General features: G+C 72.2%; 17 protein-coding genes and 1 pseudogene. 8 read left to right on the top strand and 10 right to left on the bottom strand.

Annotated elements, in window-relative coordinates:
- Nucleotides 1-2: 2 nt before the first annotated feature.
- Nucleotides 3-464 carry a DUF4259 domain-containing protein gene (locus AH6_RS13040; protein WP_067478981.1) on the top strand — a complete coding sequence of 154 codons (462 nt, stop codon included), beginning with the start codon at nt 3-5 and terminating at the stop codon, nt 462-464.
- Between the two features lie 64 nt (nt 465-528).
- Here AH6_RS13040 and AH6_RS13045 read toward each other — a convergent pair whose 3' ends face one another.
- On the bottom strand, nt 529-729 hold the full coding sequence (locus tag AH6_RS13045) for a hypothetical protein (protein ID WP_067478983.1): 201 nt from the start codon (nt 727-729) through the stop codon (nt 529-531).
- Nucleotides 730-774: 45 nt separating this feature from the next.
- Entirely contained in the window at nt 775-1,635 is an 861-nt protein-coding gene (locus tag AH6_RS13050; RefSeq protein ID WP_157431435.1) for a hypothetical protein, read from the bottom strand.
- 178 nt (nt 1,636-1,813) lie between these two features.
- Between AH6_RS13050 and AH6_RS13055 the strand changes: the two genes are divergently transcribed.
- Complete coding sequence (locus AH6_RS13055; RefSeq protein WP_157431436.1) at nt 1,814-2,590, top strand: hypothetical protein; 777 nt, start codon at nt 1,814-1,816, stop codon at nt 2,588-2,590.
- A 104-nt stretch (nt 2,591-2,694) separates the two neighbouring features.
- Here AH6_RS13055 and AH6_RS13060 read toward each other — a convergent pair whose 3' ends face one another.
- From AH6_RS13060 to AH6_RS13080, 5 genes and pseudogenes are all read right to left on the bottom strand, one after another.
- Nucleotides 2,695-3,786: a type I phosphomannose isomerase catalytic subunit gene (locus AH6_RS13060; RefSeq protein WP_067479165.1), complete on the bottom strand. Its 1,092-nt coding sequence runs from the start codon at nt 3,784-3,786 to the stop codon at nt 2,695-2,697.
- Nucleotides 3,787-3,797: 11 nt separating this feature from the next.
- The gene (locus tag AH6_RS13065; RefSeq protein WP_157431437.1) at nt 3,798-4,637 is read right to left on the bottom strand and encodes an SDR family oxidoreductase; all 840 of its coding nucleotides are present in this window, start codon (nt 4,635-4,637) and stop codon (nt 3,798-3,800) included.
- A 208-nt stretch (nt 4,638-4,845) separates the two neighbouring features.
- On the bottom strand, nt 4,846-6,006 hold the full coding sequence (locus tag AH6_RS13070; protein WP_067478988.1) for an epoxide hydrolase family protein: 1,161 nt from the start codon (nt 6,004-6,006) through the stop codon (nt 4,846-4,848).
- A 274-nt stretch (nt 6,007-6,280) separates the two neighbouring features.
- Nucleotides 6,281-7,147 (bottom strand): annotated as a pseudogene (locus tag AH6_RS47065) (MFS transporter); the annotation flags it as partial.
- Nucleotides 7,144-7,812, bottom strand: a complete 669-nt coding sequence (locus AH6_RS13080; protein ID WP_218005797.1) for an HAD-IA family hydrolase — start codon at nt 7,810-7,812, stop codon at nt 7,144-7,146. The pseudogene AH6_RS47065 and the gene AH6_RS13080, both read right to left, overlap by 4 nt.
- 55 nt (nt 7,813-7,867) lie before the next feature.
- Here AH6_RS13080 and AH6_RS13085 point away from each other — a divergent pair, with 55 nt between their 5' ends.
- The 3 genes from AH6_RS13085 to AH6_RS13095 are packed head-to-tail and all read left to right on the top strand — an operon-like array spanning nt 7,868 to nt 10,335.
- Nucleotides 7,868-9,046, top strand: a complete 1,179-nt coding sequence (locus AH6_RS13085) for an ROK family transcriptional regulator (RefSeq protein ID WP_083982723.1) — start codon at nt 7,868-7,870, stop codon at nt 9,044-9,046.
- Between the two features lie 49 nt (nt 9,047-9,095).
- A complete protein-coding gene (locus AH6_RS13090; RefSeq protein WP_067478992.1) occupies nt 9,096-9,818 on the top strand; it encodes an SDR family NAD(P)-dependent oxidoreductase in 723 nt (240 codons plus the stop codon).
- On the top strand, nt 9,808-10,335 hold the full coding sequence (locus tag AH6_RS13095; RefSeq protein WP_067478994.1) for a MarR family winged helix-turn-helix transcriptional regulator: 528 nt from the start codon (nt 9,808-9,810) through the stop codon (nt 10,333-10,335). The genes AH6_RS13090 and AH6_RS13095 overlap by 11 nt, the downstream gene beginning before the upstream one ends.
- Nucleotides 10,336-10,376: 41 nt before the next feature.
- Here AH6_RS13095 and AH6_RS13100 read toward each other — a convergent pair whose 3' ends face one another.
- Entirely contained in the window at nt 10,377-11,066 is a 690-nt protein-coding gene (locus tag AH6_RS13100; RefSeq protein ID WP_067478996.1) for a hypothetical protein, read from the bottom strand.
- Nucleotides 11,067-11,815: 749 nt separating this feature from the next.
- Between AH6_RS13100 and AH6_RS13105 the strand changes: the two genes are divergently transcribed.
- Together AH6_RS13105 and AH6_RS13110 are read left to right on the top strand one after the other, a co-directional pair.
- Entirely contained in the window at nt 11,816-12,250 is a 435-nt protein-coding gene (locus AH6_RS13105; RefSeq protein ID WP_067478998.1) for a hypothetical protein, read from the top strand.
- A 101-nt stretch (nt 12,251-12,351) separates the two neighbouring features.
- Nucleotides 12,352-12,798 (top strand): hypothetical protein, encoded by a 447-nt coding sequence (locus AH6_RS13110; protein ID WP_067479000.1) that lies wholly within the window; start codon nt 12,352-12,354, stop codon nt 12,796-12,798.
- A gap of 31 nt (nt 12,799-12,829) precedes the next feature.
- Here the strand turns inward: AH6_RS13110 and AH6_RS13115 are convergent, their stop codons facing one another.
- Nucleotides 12,830-13,075 (bottom strand): hypothetical protein, encoded by a 246-nt coding sequence (locus tag AH6_RS13115; protein WP_067479002.1) that lies wholly within the window; start codon nt 13,073-13,075, stop codon nt 12,830-12,832.
- Nucleotides 13,076-13,165: 90 nt separating this feature from the next.
- On the bottom strand, nt 13,166-14,578 hold the full coding sequence (locus tag AH6_RS13120) for an MFS transporter (protein WP_067479004.1): 1,413 nt from the start codon (nt 14,576-14,578) through the stop codon (nt 13,166-13,168).
- 96 nt (nt 14,579-14,674) lie between these two features.
- Here AH6_RS13120 and AH6_RS13125 point away from each other — a divergent pair, with 96 nt between their 5' ends.
- Nucleotides 14,675-15,250: a helix-turn-helix domain-containing protein gene (locus tag AH6_RS13125; RefSeq protein ID WP_067479006.1), complete on the top strand. Its 576-nt coding sequence runs from the start codon at nt 14,675-14,677 to the stop codon at nt 15,248-15,250.
- Nucleotides 15,251-15,259: the final 9 nt, after the last annotated feature.

Below are 15,259 nucleotides of genomic sequence, written 5' to 3' on the forward strand. Positions count from 1 at the left end.
ACATCAGCACGTGGGGACCAGGCGCTTTCGATAACGATGATGCCGCGGACTTCGCATGGGAACTGGACGAGGCGCCCGGAGAGCAACGGCCCGACTCGATCCGCGCGGCGCTGGAGGCCGAGATCCGCGGCGATGAGTACGTTGAGGCCGTGGCGCTCGGAGCTGTGGCGATCGTCGCGTCACAGTGCCCGGCAGGTGAGCCGACCGACCCCGTCTACGGTCCCAACGAGCAGATGCCGACGCTTCCACTGGATCTACGGCTGCTGGCCTTGCAGGCGCTGGACCGTGTGATCGACGGCGAGGCCGAGGTGTCCCCTGTATGGCACGAGGGTGATTCAGGCAAGCAGTGGCGTGCCTCAGCGGGGCGGCTGCGGAGCGTTCTCATGGCAGCGCTGGAAGACCCGCGCCAGACAAAGCTGCCTCTGGATGAGAACACCGGCTTCGGAAGAGCCACCAAGAGGTGAGGGCGACGACGGCCTGTTCGACCAGAGTCCGCACCGTAGAAGTGGTGGTCGTGCTGTGCAGGGGTCAGTCCTCGTCGATCGCCACCAGGGTGACGGTGGTGTCGCCTCCGGAGCCGATGATCACTCGGTCGAAGGTGTAGATGGTCACTGAATCCCAACCTCCCGACCGTTCACCGCTCACGTGGTAGTTGCTCCACCAGCGGCCGGCGGGGCCGATCGCCCGGATCAACTGCTCGGTGAGGGAGGCGGCGTTCTCGCGGTTCATCGGTCCGCCCAGCGCGGTGTCGGACTGCCGCGGTTCGTCGTTTTCTCAGGCGTCCACCAGTTTGCTGATCTTCCAGGTGCCGTCCGTTCGGACCAGGGTGGCCTTGAGGGCCAGGGCGGAGGCGGCGGGGGAGCCGAAGCCACCGAGGTTGATGAACATCAGCACCTCGGCGGACCGGTCGTTGCGCCGGATGATCCCCGTCCGGCGTACGGAACCGCCGGACAGGCCGGGCGGTTGCCCCGTGCGGGCCAGAAGCCGGGCGTACTGCTGCGGGGCATCGCCGATCAGACGGCTCAGGTCGGGCGCCCTGCGCCGCAACGAGGAACGCGGGTGCGGCGCACCGATGACCGCGCCCATCACCTCCTCGGCCTCGTCGATGAATCGCGACTCCTCCGTCGGGGCGCCTGAGCGAGCTTCCCCAACTGCGACATGAGGACCGGGCGTCAGACCCAAGTAACGCGGCCGCCAACCCTGCAAGGGACGCTCCATGACCACGTCATAGCGACGCGCGGTATCGACGCCCGCAGCCTTTCCCCGGACAACGGCCATCAGTGCCACCCACGGTTCAGGAGTCTTGCCGCTGCCGGTGACCACCAACGTGGACACCCTCGCCTCGGCCAACTTCGCACTCGGACGGCAGAACGGTGTGTCGGCGTCCAAGCGGTCGCAGGGAACGGACACCACGTCGGTTCCCTGGGGCTGGCCGGGATCCTCGGAGCCCGTCGTGTTGAGGGCGAGCAGCCTGCGGCGTGCAATATCGGCGGCTTGGTCGCGATCGGCCCCAGACAGCACGGGGACAGGTCCGTCTTCAGGGGCCGCGACCGCCCACGTGATGGATCCCGCCAGGACGATCGGGATCGCGACCAGCGCGGCCTGGGCCCATTCGGCCATGTGCTTCCAGCGCATGGCCGACATTTGATCATGTCGGGGGGATCGGCCGGTCCCGCTACAAGATCATTTAGTGTCCCGCCCTCCGAGCCGTTCCAGATGGTCGACGGGTGCGCCCGGCCCTCAGGAGGACGACCGGTGCCGGGTTGCAGGTTTGCCGTGCTGTGGCAGGGCACACGAACAGGCGCGAGTGAGGATGCCGCCGTCCAGCGAGCCTGAGGAACCCATGGCTGCACCGCCCGAGCGGGAGACGGAAGTGAACCAAGGCGACAGCTCTGCCGACATCCGGTCGAGCAAGGCGGCTCGCGCTTCGGTGTGGGTCGCCGCGGCCGGTCTCCTGCTGACCGGCGGCGGGCTCTGCCTCCAGGCGTGCCAGACCGGGTACGCGGCCGAGCAGACCGCCAACGCCACCGGCGAGGCGGCCAAGAGCCGGGACGAGGTGGCCAAACGGCAGGCCCGGCTCGTCAACGTGTGGCCGAAGGAGCCGTTCACCGACGCGCGCGCGTACATCGTGGTCAGCAACCGGGCACAGAACCCGCTCTCCAACTTCCGGGTGTTCGTGGCGTTCGCCAAGACCGTCAGCGTCGACTACGGGATCCGGCGCTGGATCGTGATGCCGCCCTGCACCGAGCTGACGATCGACCTGCTGCAAATCGCCCGCTCGTTCCCCCGGACCGCCGCAGCGCTGGACCGCAACAAGCCACATCGCCACACCCTGGACTACGGGCTGATGTTCAACGATGCCAACGGTCAAGCGTGGACGCGCCATCCTTCGACCAGCGTCACCTACAACACCTGGCTGGAATACCTCGACGGAAAGGACCGGGACCGTTCTCCCACCGAGCCCAAATACCTGCGCGAAGCCGGCCACGTCCCGCACGCGGGCGAACCGATGACCCTGACGCCCAACGGCGGCACGTTCGTCGTCGGCAAACCCCGGCGGGCCGCCGACTGCGTCTCCGACCCGCAGTGACCGCGGGCCCTTTATGTCCTACGCTGGCGCACCGCTGGCCGAGTTCAGGACTCCCGGGAGTGCAGCCGGGTGCCGTCGCTCACCTCGACGTGTCCCATCGTGGCTCAGGCCGCGGCCGTGTCCTCGTCGGCGGCGTCCAGGCCCTCGCCGAGCGTGGCGACGACCTGCGGCGAGTACCCGGCCTCGGCCAGCGGGACGATCACGTCGCGCCGCAGGTCCGGCAGGTACCCGAACAGGACGTCGGCCGGGCCCGCGATCTCCACCTCGCCGAGGGCGGCGGGCAGCAGCAGCGTCTCGGCCCGTCCCAGCTCCTCGCGGATCCCCCGGGCGCGCACCTGCACCGGCGCGCCCACGTTGGTCAGGATCTGCGCGGTGGTGAAGGAGCGCCGCAGCGGTTCCGCCGTCCCGGCGCCCCAGCGTTCCAGGGCGAAGTACGGGCCCGCGCACAGGAACGTCCGGTCCACCCCGTCACCGACCGCGATCTTCAGGCCGGTCCGGAAGTCGGGCCGCAGCTCCGGCTTCACCTCCTGCATCAGCATGTCGAGATTGGCCGCGAACTCCTCGTCCGGCACCGGGGAGCCGTCCTCCATGTTCCACTGCATCGCGTGCTGCTGGATGTCGGAGGTCTGCTCGATCTCGTAGATCAGCGTGTCCGGGCCGAAGCTGTGCGGGGTGCCGCCGGGCACGTAGATCGTCTCTCCGGGACGCACCGGCAGGCGGCGCAGCACACGGTCGAAGTCCTGGGCCTCCAGCGCCGCGCGCAGCTCCTCTTCGGTGACGCCGTCCTTGACCCCGCACAGCGCGGTCGCGCCCGGCGCGGCGTCCAGGATGTGCCACGCCTCGGTCTTGCCGTTGCGCTCGCCTTCCAGGCGCTGCGCGGTCTCGTCGTCGGCGTGCAGGTGCACGGGCAGGGTTCCGGCGGCGTCGATGAACTTGGTCAGCACCGGGAAGCACTCGCCCGACCACCCCGCGCCCATCAGCTCCTCGGGATGCTCGGCGACCACCTGGCGCAACGACCGCCCGGCCAGCGGGCCGTTGGTCACCGTCCCGCTGAAGCCCTCGACGTCGCTGCACTCCCACGTCTCCGCGACGCTCCAGTCCGGGATGCCCGTCTTGCCCAGGCGGCGGGCGATCGCGTGCCCGCCGAACACCAGCGGCTTGGCCGTGACGGTGAGCCGCAGCGGGTACGGGTCCATCCCGCCGCCGTTCACAGGATCGGCTGGCCGCCGGTGACCGCGATCCGGGCCCCGGAGACGTAGCTGGCCTCGTCCGAGGCGAGCATCACGTAGACCGGCGCGAGCTCGGCCGGCTGGCCGGGACGTCCCAGCGGCACCTGCTGGCCGAAGCTCTCCACCTGGTCGGCCGGCATGGTCGACGGGATCAGCGGCGTCCAGATCGGCCCGGGCGCGACGCTGTTGGCGCGGATGCCCTTCGAGGCGAGCATCTGGGACAACGAGCCGCACATGTTGGCGACGCCCGCCTTCGTGACGTTGTACGGCAGCAACGCCGGCGGCGGGGCGTCGGAGTTCACCGACGTGGATCCGATGATCGACGCGCCGGGCCGCATGTGCGGGACGGCCGCCTTGGTCAGGTGGAAGAAGGCGCTGATGTTGACGGCCAGCGTGCGGTCCCACTCCTCGTCGGGGACGTCCTCGATGGACTCGTGGGTCATCTGGAAGGCGGCGTTGTTGACCAGCACGTCCACCCGGCCGAACTCCTCCACCGCCCTGCCGATGATCGACCGGCAGTGCGCGGGGTCGGCGATGTCGCCGGGCACCAGCACGCACTTGCGCCCGGCGTCCTCGACCCAGCGCTGCGTCTCGGCCGCGTCCTCGTCCTCGTCGAGGTAGGAGATCAGCACGTCGGCGCCCTCGCGGGCGAAGGCGATCGCCACCGCGCGCCCGATGCCGCTGTCCCCGCCAGTGATCACCGCCGCCTTGCCCGCCAGCCGGCCGGAACCACGGTAGCTCTCCTCGCCGTGGTCGGGCTTGGGATCCATCCGCCCGGTGAGCCCGGGAGGGGACTGCTGCTGGGAAGGCTGCGACATGGTTCTCTCCTACGGGCCGGTCAGGGTGGGCGAAGAGGATGATCTGGTGCTGGTATCCCTGACGGCACGCCTCCCAAACGGCGTCCAAAGCGGCGCGGGGGCTTGCAGCGCCCAATGTTTGCCTGGGCGGAAGATGATGAATGAACGTTTTATCCGCGAATGAGGTGACGTTGCTCGCCACCCAGGCCCCGACGCGGAGCGATCCGGGTCAGCGCACCAGGCGGAAGAACGTGCGCACCTCGTCCACGAACAGCTCGGGCTGCTCGAACGCGGCAAAGTGCCCGCCCCTGTCCGGCTCGTTCCAGTGCCGGATGTCGGTGAACCGCCGCTCCGCCCACCGCCGCGAGGGGCGGGGGTTCTCCCCGGGAAAGATCGAGCAGCCGGTCGGGACCGTCACCACGTCGGTCGTCGCCCCCGCGAACCGCCGCTGGACCTGCTTGAAGCTCTCCCAGTAGAGCCGGGCGGCGGAGGCCCCGGTCCCCGGCAGCCAGTAGAGCATCAGGTTGTCGAGCAGCTCGTCACGGGTGAGGACGTTCTCCAGGTGGCCGTCGCAGTCGGTCCACGACCGGAACTTCTCCACGATCCACGCGCACAACAACGCGGGGGAGTCCACCAGGCCGTAGCCGATGGTCTGCGGCTTGGTGGACTGTTCGAGCGAGTAGCCGTCCTCCCATTCCCGGCTGTGCTCCAGCGCGTCGAGCGCCGACCGCTCGGCGGGGGTGAGGTCGTCGAAGGTGGCGGGGTCGGGTGCCGCGAGCGGCGGGGTGAGGTGGATGCCCGCGACGTGGCCGGGGTCCTGCTGGCCGACGCAGGTGGTGATGCTGGTGCCCCAGTCGCCGCCCTGCGCGCCGTAGCGGTCGTAGCCGAGGCGCGCCATCAGCGTGATCCACGCCGCGGCGATCCGCTCGACGCCCCAGCCCCGGCCGGACGGCTTGTCGCTGAAGCCGTAGCCGGGCAGCGAGGGGCAGACGACGTGGAAGGCGTCGCGCGCCTCGCCGCCGTGGGCGGTCGGGTCGGTCAGCGGGCCGACGACCTTCAGGAACTCCACGACCGAGCCGGGCCAGCCGTGGGTCAGGACCAGCGGCAGGGCGTCCTCGTGCGGGGAGCGGACGTGGAGGAAGTGCACGCCGAGGCCGTCGATCGTGGTGCGGTACTGCGGCAGCGCGTTCAGCCGCCGCTCGGTCGCCCGCCAGTCGTAGCGCTCGGCCCAGTAGCGGCACAACTCCTGGAGATAGCCGAGCGGGACGCCCTGCGACCAGTCGTCGACGGTCTCCGGCTCCGGCCACCGGGTGCGGGCCAGCCGTTCCCGCAGGTCGCGCAGGCTGGACTCGGGGACGTCGAGGTGGAACGGGGTCACCGCGGCTGGCATGGCACCGTCTCCTTCGGGGGGCGTGCGCGGGCAGCGTGACGGCGGCCAGGACGAGGGCCAGGGGGAGCACCGCGACGAGATAGGCGGTCCGCAGGCTGAGGGCCGTGCCGATCGCCGCGAGGGCCGCCGGTGCCGCCAGCACGGCGGTGCCCGAGGCGAGCGCGCCGTAGGCCGCCGATTCAGTGCTGTTGAGCCCCGGCAACTGGACGAACCGGGCCAAGGTGACGGGATAGAACGGAGCGACGCCGAGCCCGGCCAGGACGAGCCCCGCGATCACGGCGGCCGGAGCGTTGCACAGGGCGACGACGAGGGTTCCTGCGGCGGCGAGCGCGCAACCCACGGGGATGACGGGAACGTCCCGGACGATCAGACGCGGCGCCGCCAGCCGTCCCGCCGCCATCCCGACCAGGAACGCGGTCGCGCCTGCAGCGGCGGCCCCCTCGGACAGTCCCGTGCCCTGGAGCCTGACCGTCGACCAGATCGTGAAGCAGAACTCGACCGACACCGCGACCACGATCGTGGCCCACGCGCCCGCGACCGGCCAGGTCAATGCGCGGCCGGTGGACGGTGCGTCCGTTGTTGTGTCCGCTGCGCGTGGTCTGGTGCGGCGCGGTCGCGCGTCGGCCGCCAGGAACAGCAGCGGCGGAACGGCGAGCAGCAAGGCGAGCCGCCCGCTGAACCCCGCGACGGTCACGGCCCCGATCGCGAGCGGGCCGAACAGCGCGCTGACGCTCGCGGCCGCATTGGCGCGCGACAGGCTCGCGGCGGCGTCCGGACCGCTCAACAAAGCCGGAGTGACCAGCACGAACCCCGCCGCGCCCAACCCCAGCAGCAGTGCTCCGGCCGCCGCCGCGGTCGCGTTCAGCGCGGTGGCCAGCAGCGCCGTTCCCGCAGCGGCGACCAGAGCGGAGACCAGCAGGACGAATCGTGGTCCCGCACGAAGCGCCCACCGCCCCGTCGCGCCGACCACCAGCAACCCGATCCCGAACGACGATGACAACCACGCCAGTTCCTCGGGCGGCCTGTCCAGGTCGGCGGACAGCAGCACCAGGCACGCGCCGAGGCTGTTGACGGTGAACCCCAGCCCCGCCTGCGCGATCCCGACCTGACGCACGACGCGCCGGCCCTCGCTGTCGATCATTGCTGCACCTGGCACGCGTTCACCTGCGGCGTGGCCCGCGCCCGGCGCAGCAGGTCGGCCAGTTCCCCGAGATCGGCCAGGCGCAGATCGCCGTCGAGCCCGCGCAACGCCGCAGTGGCCATGCCCGCCGCCCGCCCCGCCGCGAGGCCGGGCTCGGAGTCCTCCACGACCAGGCACGCGGACGGCGCGACGCGCAGCGCGCTCGCCGCCCGCAGGTAGCCCTCGGGATGCGGCTTGCCCTGCCGCACGTCGCTGATCGTCAGCAGCAGCGGTGGCCGGATCCCGGACGCGGCCAGGCGCGCCTTCGCCAACCGATCGTCGGCGCTGGTCACCACCGCCCACGGCAGACCGAGCCCGTCGAGCGCGGCGAGCAACTCGTGCGCGCCGGGCGTGGCGACCACGTCGGACAGGTCGTCGTATTGCAGTTCGTGCTGGCGCTGCGCGGCGATCGCGACCGCCGCGTCGTCCAGCTCGGGCAGCAGGTGCGCGACGGTGCGGCGCGCCGGATTCCCGTGCGCCACCGCGAGCACCTCGGCCGCGTCCACGCCGTACTCGGCGGCCCAGGTCACCCAGGCGCGCTCGACGGCCGCGTCGGAGTCGACCAGAGTGCCGTCCATGTCGAGAAGCATGGCGCCGAGCGCGCCGAGGTCCGGTCGTCCTGCCACGGGGCTGCCTTCCAGATAAACTCGTCCATCGAGCATAAACATCTGGAGGGTGCGGATGGCAAGCCCTTTCCGGGGCCGGGACACCCGCTGGCGCGGCGCGCTGGCCGTCCTGGAGGAGATGCGCCGCGAGCCCGGCGTGACGCGGGCGGCGGTGGTCCGGCGGCTCGGCCTCGGCAGCGGCTCGGCCGCCGAGATCACCGCCCGCCTGCGCGACCTCGGCCTCCTCGCCGAGACGCCCGCCGCGACGCAGGGCCGTGGCCGCCCGACCACCGTGCTCGGCCCGCATCCCGGCGGCCCGCTCGTGGTGGCGGTCGACCTGCGTCAGGAGGACTGGCGGTGCGCGCTCGCCGGGCTCGACGGCCGCCCGGAGACCGTGGACGGCGGCCCGCACGCCAGCCGCGACCCCGGCCGCGTGGTCGAGACGGTCGCCGGAGCGGTCCGCCGCCTGCGCGACCGCCACGGCGAGCGCGTCCGGGCCGTGGGGGTGGCGGCCGCCGCGACGGTCCAGCGCGGCGGCGTCGTCCAGGCGTCCACGCTGGGCTGGGGCAAAGTAGATCTCGGCGCGCTCGCCGCCGACTCCGACCTGCCCCTGCTCGTCGGCAACGACGCGACGCTCGCGGGCGTCGCCGAGGCGCGCAGGGGAGCGGCGGCGGGCGCGGCGGCGGCCCTGCACGTCACCGTGGAAGTGGGCGTCGGCGGTGTCCTGGTCGTCGAGGGGCGGCCGGTGAGCGGGGCGACGGGCGCGGGCGGCGAGTTCGGCCACCTTCCGTTCGGCGACGCGAACCTCCGGTGCCCGTGCGGCGCCAAAGGCTGCTGGGACCTGGCCGTGGACGGCAGGGCCATCGCCCGCCACCTCGGCGAACCGCCGCCCGACGACCCCCGCACCTACGCGCAGGCGGCCATCGCCAGAGCGCCGACGCATCCGGCGACCGCCGACGCCGTGACGCGCGCGGCCACCGACCTCGCCAGGGGACTGGCCGGGCTCGTCAACGCCCTCGACCCCGACGTGGTGACGCTCGGCGGCCTGGCTCAACCATTGCGGGCGGCCGCTCCCGACGCGTTCGAGGCCGCGCTGACCGACGGCCTCATGACGTTCCGCCGAGCGGACCCGCCACCCGTGCTGGCCGCCGTCCTCGGCGACGACGGTGCGCTGCACGGTGCCGCGCTCACGGCGCTGGACGACGTCCTGACCGAAGCGGGCCTGAACGCCTGGGCCGCACGATCCCGGACATGACGGGCACTTCTGCTAGCCTCACTTTAGACCTAAACTCAAGGAGGCCGGCATGACGCGCACGATCGTGGTCAGCGGCGGCGGCACCGGCATCGGCAAGGCGGTGGCGGCGCGCTTCGCGGCCGACGGGGACCGGGTGGTGATCGTCGGCCGCCGCGCCGACGTGCTGGAGAAGGCGGCGCGGGAGATCGGCGCCACCGCGCTGGCGGCCGACCTGAGCGACCCGGCCGACGTCGAGCGCGTGCGCGCCGACCTGGCCGAACGCTTCGGCAGCATCGACGTCCTGGTCAACAACGCGGGCGGCAACGTCGAGCGGCACGGCGAGCAGGGCGACGTCGCGCAGCGCTGGACGGGCAACTTCCGGGCCAACGTCCTCACGGCGGTGCTGCCGACCGAGGCGCTCCGCGACCTGCTGAACCCCTCCGGCCGGGTCCTGTTCGTCACCTCGATCGCGGCCTTCCGCGGCTCGTCCGGCACCTCGTACGGGCCGATGAAAGCGGCCCTGCACCCGTACGCGTTCGACCTCGCCGCCACCCTCGGGCCGCGCGGCATCACGGTGAACGTCGTCGCCCCCGGCCTCATCGAGGACACCGAGTTCTTCGGCGGCACCCTGGGCGACGAGCGCCGCGCGATGCTCGTCGCCCAGACCCACACCGGCCGGGCGGGCACGCCGCAGGACGTCGCCGAGACCGTGCACTGGCTCGCCTCGCCCGGCAGCGGGCACGTCACCGCGCAGATCGTGCAGGTCAACGGGGGAGCGGAGCGTGGCCGCTGAGCCGCGCGACGGGGCCGACGCCATCCAGGACGCCTGGCGGCGCGAGCTGCCGGGCGTCCCGGTGGAGTCGATCGGGATCATCACCCGCGTCTGGTGGGCCGCCAAGGTCTTCGGCGACGAGCGCCGCCGCCTGCTGGCCGACCTGGGCGTGGACGTCGCGACGCTGGACCTGCTGTCCACGCTGCGGCGCTCCGGCCCGCCGTACCGGATGAGCCCGAGCGGGCTGGCCGAGGCGTGCATGGTGACGCGCGGCGCGATCACCCAGCGGGTGGAGCGGGCGGCCGAGGCCGGGCTGGTCGAGCGGACCACGACCGGATCGGGCTACCACGCGCGCGCGGTCACCCTCACCGAGGCGGGCAACGCCCTGCTCGACCGCGTCGTCGGCGAGCTGCTCGCCGCCGAGGACCGCCTCGTCGGCCACCTCGCGCCCGACCGCCGCGAGCTGCTCGCCGACCTGCTGCGCGAGCTGCTCGCCGGGCTCGGCGGTCCGGGCCTGACGGGACAGGTCGGGGACTGAGTCCGGTCCCGGACCCGGCGGGACGGGTCCGGGACCGGGGATCAGGCGACGGTACGGGTGATCGTGATGGCCGGGGTGACCTTGAAGTCGAAGCCGCCGTAGGTGATGGCCTCACCCGCGGCCACGCCCGGACAGCCCACCGAGCCGTTGGTGTTGGTGCTGGTGAACGGGGTGCCGACCGCGCTGCTGTACTTCAGGATCCGGGTGCCGTTGGTGTAGGTCGCCGCGATGTCGCTCATCGAGAACCGGCAGTCGTCCGACAACACCATGAGGCCGTGCGCGTTGCTCTTCTTGCCGGTGAGGGTGGTGGTGCCGGTGGCGGCGTCGTAGCCGGTGGCGGTGTAGTTGAGGGGACCGCTCGTGCCCGCCACCAGACCCTGGATGATGAAGGCCTGGCCGCCGTTGGGACGCCGGCACCCGTTGTTGCCCTGGCTCACGGTCTGGATGGCGGCCCCGAGGTTCAGGGTGGAACCCGTGGCGGTCTTGCTCGCCACATTGCCCGACTGCCGGACGATGGTCTTACAGGTGAGCAGGGTCGTGCCCGCCTTGTTCTTGATGGTCAGCGTGCCGTCGGCATCGGCCGTGTAGGCGCCGTCGGCGGCGGGGTTGACGACCTTCCAGGTGGTGACGGCGGCGTGCGCGGGCGTGCTCAGCGCCAGGGGCGCGGCGGCGGTCGCGGCGGTCGCGGCGGTCGCGGCGAGGGCGAGGGTGCGTGCGAGGGGGAGGGGCATGGGGTGGGGACCTCCTTCTGCCCGCTGTCGCGGGCCGCCGATGGAAGATCCACCGGCTGGGCGGAGCCAACGTAACCCGCGTACCACCTCAAGATCAACGATCAGTTGGGCGGCGATGGAAGGCCCGCCCGAACGTGAGGCGCCCGCGACAGACCGGACCTTACTTTGTAAAGACGGTGGTCAGGTCAACCGCAGAACCCCTGGCCGACCCAACAACAAAAACCTCGACGACCAGAACCGCCGTCAAAAGTCCGGATCCGGAACGCCGAGCACGATCATTGCGGGGGAGTGGATCACAGTCGGGTCCGCGGAGAACGAATCAATAATAGTGCGGCAGCGCGCGAAAGATCTGCGATTCCCTGGTTTAGCGGGGCTTTGAAGGGTGAGGCTGGAACGCACCGCTCCAGGGCGGCGCGAGGGCGGCCGGTGGCAGGACGGCGTCGATGTTGATCGACTGGGGGAGTGGGGGCGGATGGCGGCATGGGCGGGTGGTTCCGGAGACGGTGACCTGTGCCGACGCGAACGGTTCGGGCACCTTCCGGTCGCCGGATGGTGCTGTCACCGCAAAGCCGCCCGTGCCGCAAAGGAAACAATTGTATGATTGTCGTTCTCCATGGCGGGCGGAATCGTTCGGTGCTCCTTTGTTCCTGCTGTTGTCGCGGCGCAGGAGGTGAAGTGCTCGACGGCGGCGGTCCCAGCGCGCAAGGTGCCAGGAAAAAGCATTGAACCGGGAAAACAGGTGATGAATCGTGTACGACGCCTCAACGGACCCCTCGGAGACCGGCCGGCAGGACGCGGCCGTCCCGCCGTTGCTGAGCTTCGCCGACGCCGCGACCCTCCCCGCCCCCGAGGTCGTCGGCCGGTGGCTCGACCACCACGGCCGGGCCACCGCCGCGCTGAAGGCCGAGGAGGTCGACCGGGAGCTGGACCGGCTGGCGGTGACCGCAGCCGCGCAGGTGGCGCTGTCGCGGGAGCAGGCCCCGGCCATGCACGCCGCGCTGCTGGCGGGCGGTGAGCTGATCGACGTGGCCGAGGCCGCGGGGCTGACCGCCGAGGACGTGGTGACGCGGTGGCGTCGCCACGTCCGGCGCATGCGCCGTGCCGGTGAGCTCGACCAGGCCGCCGAGGCCCGGATCGCGGAGGTCGAGGCCCGCCTCACCGAGCAGCTCGCAGACCTGTCGTAACCCCCCCCCGCCGGAAGGTGATCTCCGCGCGCGGGCGCCGCCCTGACGGCATGATCGTCGCCGCAGGGCGGTGCGGGGCGCGGCGTGGGTATCACCAGGTCATGCACACACTCGTGAACGGCCTGATCGCCGGTGCGGCGGGCACCGGCGCGTTGAACATCGCGTCCTATCTCGACATGGCCCTCCGGGGCCGGGGAGCCAGCGGCACCCCGGAGGAGTCGGTGCAGAAGCTGGCCGACGTCGCGCACGTCGATCTCGGCGAGGGCGAGCGCGCCGATCATCGCAAGCAGGCGCTGGGCGCGCTGCTCGGCTATGCCACCGGAATGGGGGTGGCGGTCTGCTTCGCGCCGCTGGCGGCCCGGAAGCCGCCCTGGCCGGTGGGCGCCCTGGCGCTCGGAGCGCTGGCGATGGTGGGCTCGAACGCGCCGATGACGGTCCTGGGCATCACCGACCCGCGCACGTGGTCGGCCAGCGGTTGGATCTCCGACATGGTTCCCCACCTGGCCTACGGGATCGTGGGCTACACCGCTTTCCGGCACCTGTCCTGAGCGACCCGGGCGCGGCCGCTCGGGCAGTGCTTCACCGGATCTTGGCCATTCCGCAGATCACCAGGACGACGAGCGCGCCGCACGCCATGCCGCCTGCCGGGAAGACGATCGGCCAGTCCCAGGCGAGTCCGGTCAGGAGCAGCGTCGTCCCCATGGCGAAGAAGCCGGCGGCCATCATCACTAGGGGGATGCGCGTGCCGTTGCCGCGAAGTTCGCCGTCGTCACGGTGGATCAGGCGGTCTTCGAGTCGCATGACCGCCTGGAACAGACGTCGCATGTCCGACCTCCGAAGGGGGTTCTTTCCGGCATCCCCGTCGTGAACGGATGCATGCGGCTCGACCGGCCGTCTCACCCGGATTCCCCTGGCCTACGGGGTCGCGGCGCTGGCGGTTCTCGGTCGTGCCGCGTAGGCCACCAGGAAGAGGAAGGCTCCGCAGGCGGCGACCAGCCACCAACCCGGACGGGACGCCTGCGCCAGCCCCGCCGGGGCGACTCCGGCGACCAGGCCGCCCGCGACGGCGATGCCCAGGGCCGCGCCGAGTTGCCGCGCGGTGGAGGTGATCGCCCCGGCCACCCCGGCGCGGGCGGGCGGCAGGCCGCTCACCGCCGTGTTGGTGATCGGCGCGTTGGAGAAGCCGAACCCGGTGCCGATGAGCAGGTAGGCCAGCAGGAGCAGCGGCACGCCCGTGTGCTGGCCGAGCCCCGCCAGGCACAACCCGCCCGCGGTGATGAAGACGCCCGCCAGGATCAGCGGCGGTCGTGCTCCGATCCGGCCGACGAGGCGTCCGGCGAGCGGTGCGAAGACGGTCGCGCCGACGGCCATGGGCAGGGTCGCCAGCCCGGTGGCCAGCGGCGTCCAGCCCCGGGCGTGCTGGAGGTAGAGGGTGTTGAGCAGCAGCGTCACGTTCAGGGCGACGAAGACCGCGACCGCGCCGAGGAAGGCGGTGCCGAACGCGGGCCGCCGGAACAGTCCCAGGTCGATCAGCGGTTCGTCGCGCCGCGACTCCACCCGCGCGAACCCGGCCGCCGCCACGGCGGCGAGCAGCCAGCCGCCCAGCACCACCGGCGACGTCCAGCCGACGTGCGGACCTTCGATGAGGGCTCCGACGGCCGCGCCGATGACGACCGTCAGCAGCAGCTGGCCCGGAAGGTCGAGCCGCCGGGCCTGGCGGGCGCGCGACTCGGGCACGAACACCGCACTGAGCGCGAGGGCGGCCACGATGATCGGCGCGTTGATCCAGAACAGCGAGCGCCAGCCGAAGCCCGCGACCAGCGCGCCGCCCAGCACGGGCCCGGCGGCCATGCTGAGCCCGAACACCGACGCCCAGACGCCGATGGCCTGGGCCCGTTCCCGAGGGTCGGGCATCGCGTTGACCACGATGGCGAGGGCCACCGGGCTGAGCATCGACGCGCCGACGCCCTGGACGGCGCGGGCCGCCACGAGCACGCCCGCCGAGGGGGCGACCGCGCAGGCCAGCGAGGCGAGGCCGAAGACCACCAGCCCGGTCTGGAAGATCCGGCGGCGGCCGAAGCGGTCGGCCAGCGCGCCGGCGGAGATCAGCAGGGCGGCCAGGACGAGGACGTAGGCGTCCACGGTCCATTCGAGGCCCCGGGTGCCGATGCCCAGGCCGTCCCCGATGGCGGGCAGGCCCACGTTGACGATGGTGGTGTCCAGGCCGACCAGGAACATGCTCAGGCAGCAGACGGCCAGCACCGTCCAGCGTCGGCGCTTGCTCAGGGCGGGCGGCGGGGGGAGGGGGCGATGCGTCGTCGCGGTCATGGTCTGCCTTTCGCGTGCGGGGAGGCTGCCCGCAAAGGCTCGGCCCGGACGCCCGCCGGTGGCCAGCGAACTTGCGAAGGCTGCAAACTGGGCGGCATGGACGCGGAGTTGAAGCAGGTCATCGACGGCATCGGGCCCCGGCTGCGCAGGTTGCGCCGGGATCGCGGCCTGACGCTGGAGGCGCTCGCGGCCATGACCGGCATGTCGGTGAGCACGTTGTCGCGCCTGGAGTCGGGCATCCGCCGCCCGACGCTTGAGCTGCTGATCCCGCTAGCGCGTGCGCACCGCGTCGCGCTCGACCAGCTGGTGGCCGCACCCGCCAGCGGCGACCCCCGGGTGCATCTGCGGCCGTTGCGCAAGGAGCACGGGAGTGTGCTGGTGCCGTTGACGCAGTATCCGGGGCGGGTGCAGGTGTTCAAGCAGGTGCTGGCCCCGCGCGAGCCGAAGATGGTGACGCACGAAGGGTACGAGTGGCTCTACGTTCTGGGCGGCGAGCTGCGCGTCATCCTCGGCGAGGACGAGTTCACCTTGCGTCCCGGCGAGGTGGCGGAGTTCGACACCAGGCAGCCGCACTGGTTCGGCCCGGCGGGCACGGACGCGGTGGAGATCCTGCACCTGTTCGGGCCGCGCGGTGACCAGGCCGTCGTCCGCGCGCGGCCGGAGCCCTCGTAGACCCGCGCG

It is taken from the genome of Actinomadura hibisca NBRC 15177 (assembly GCF_001552635.1).
GTDB lineage: Bacteria > Actinomycetota > Actinomycetes > Streptosporangiales > Streptosporangiaceae > Spirillospora > Spirillospora hibisca.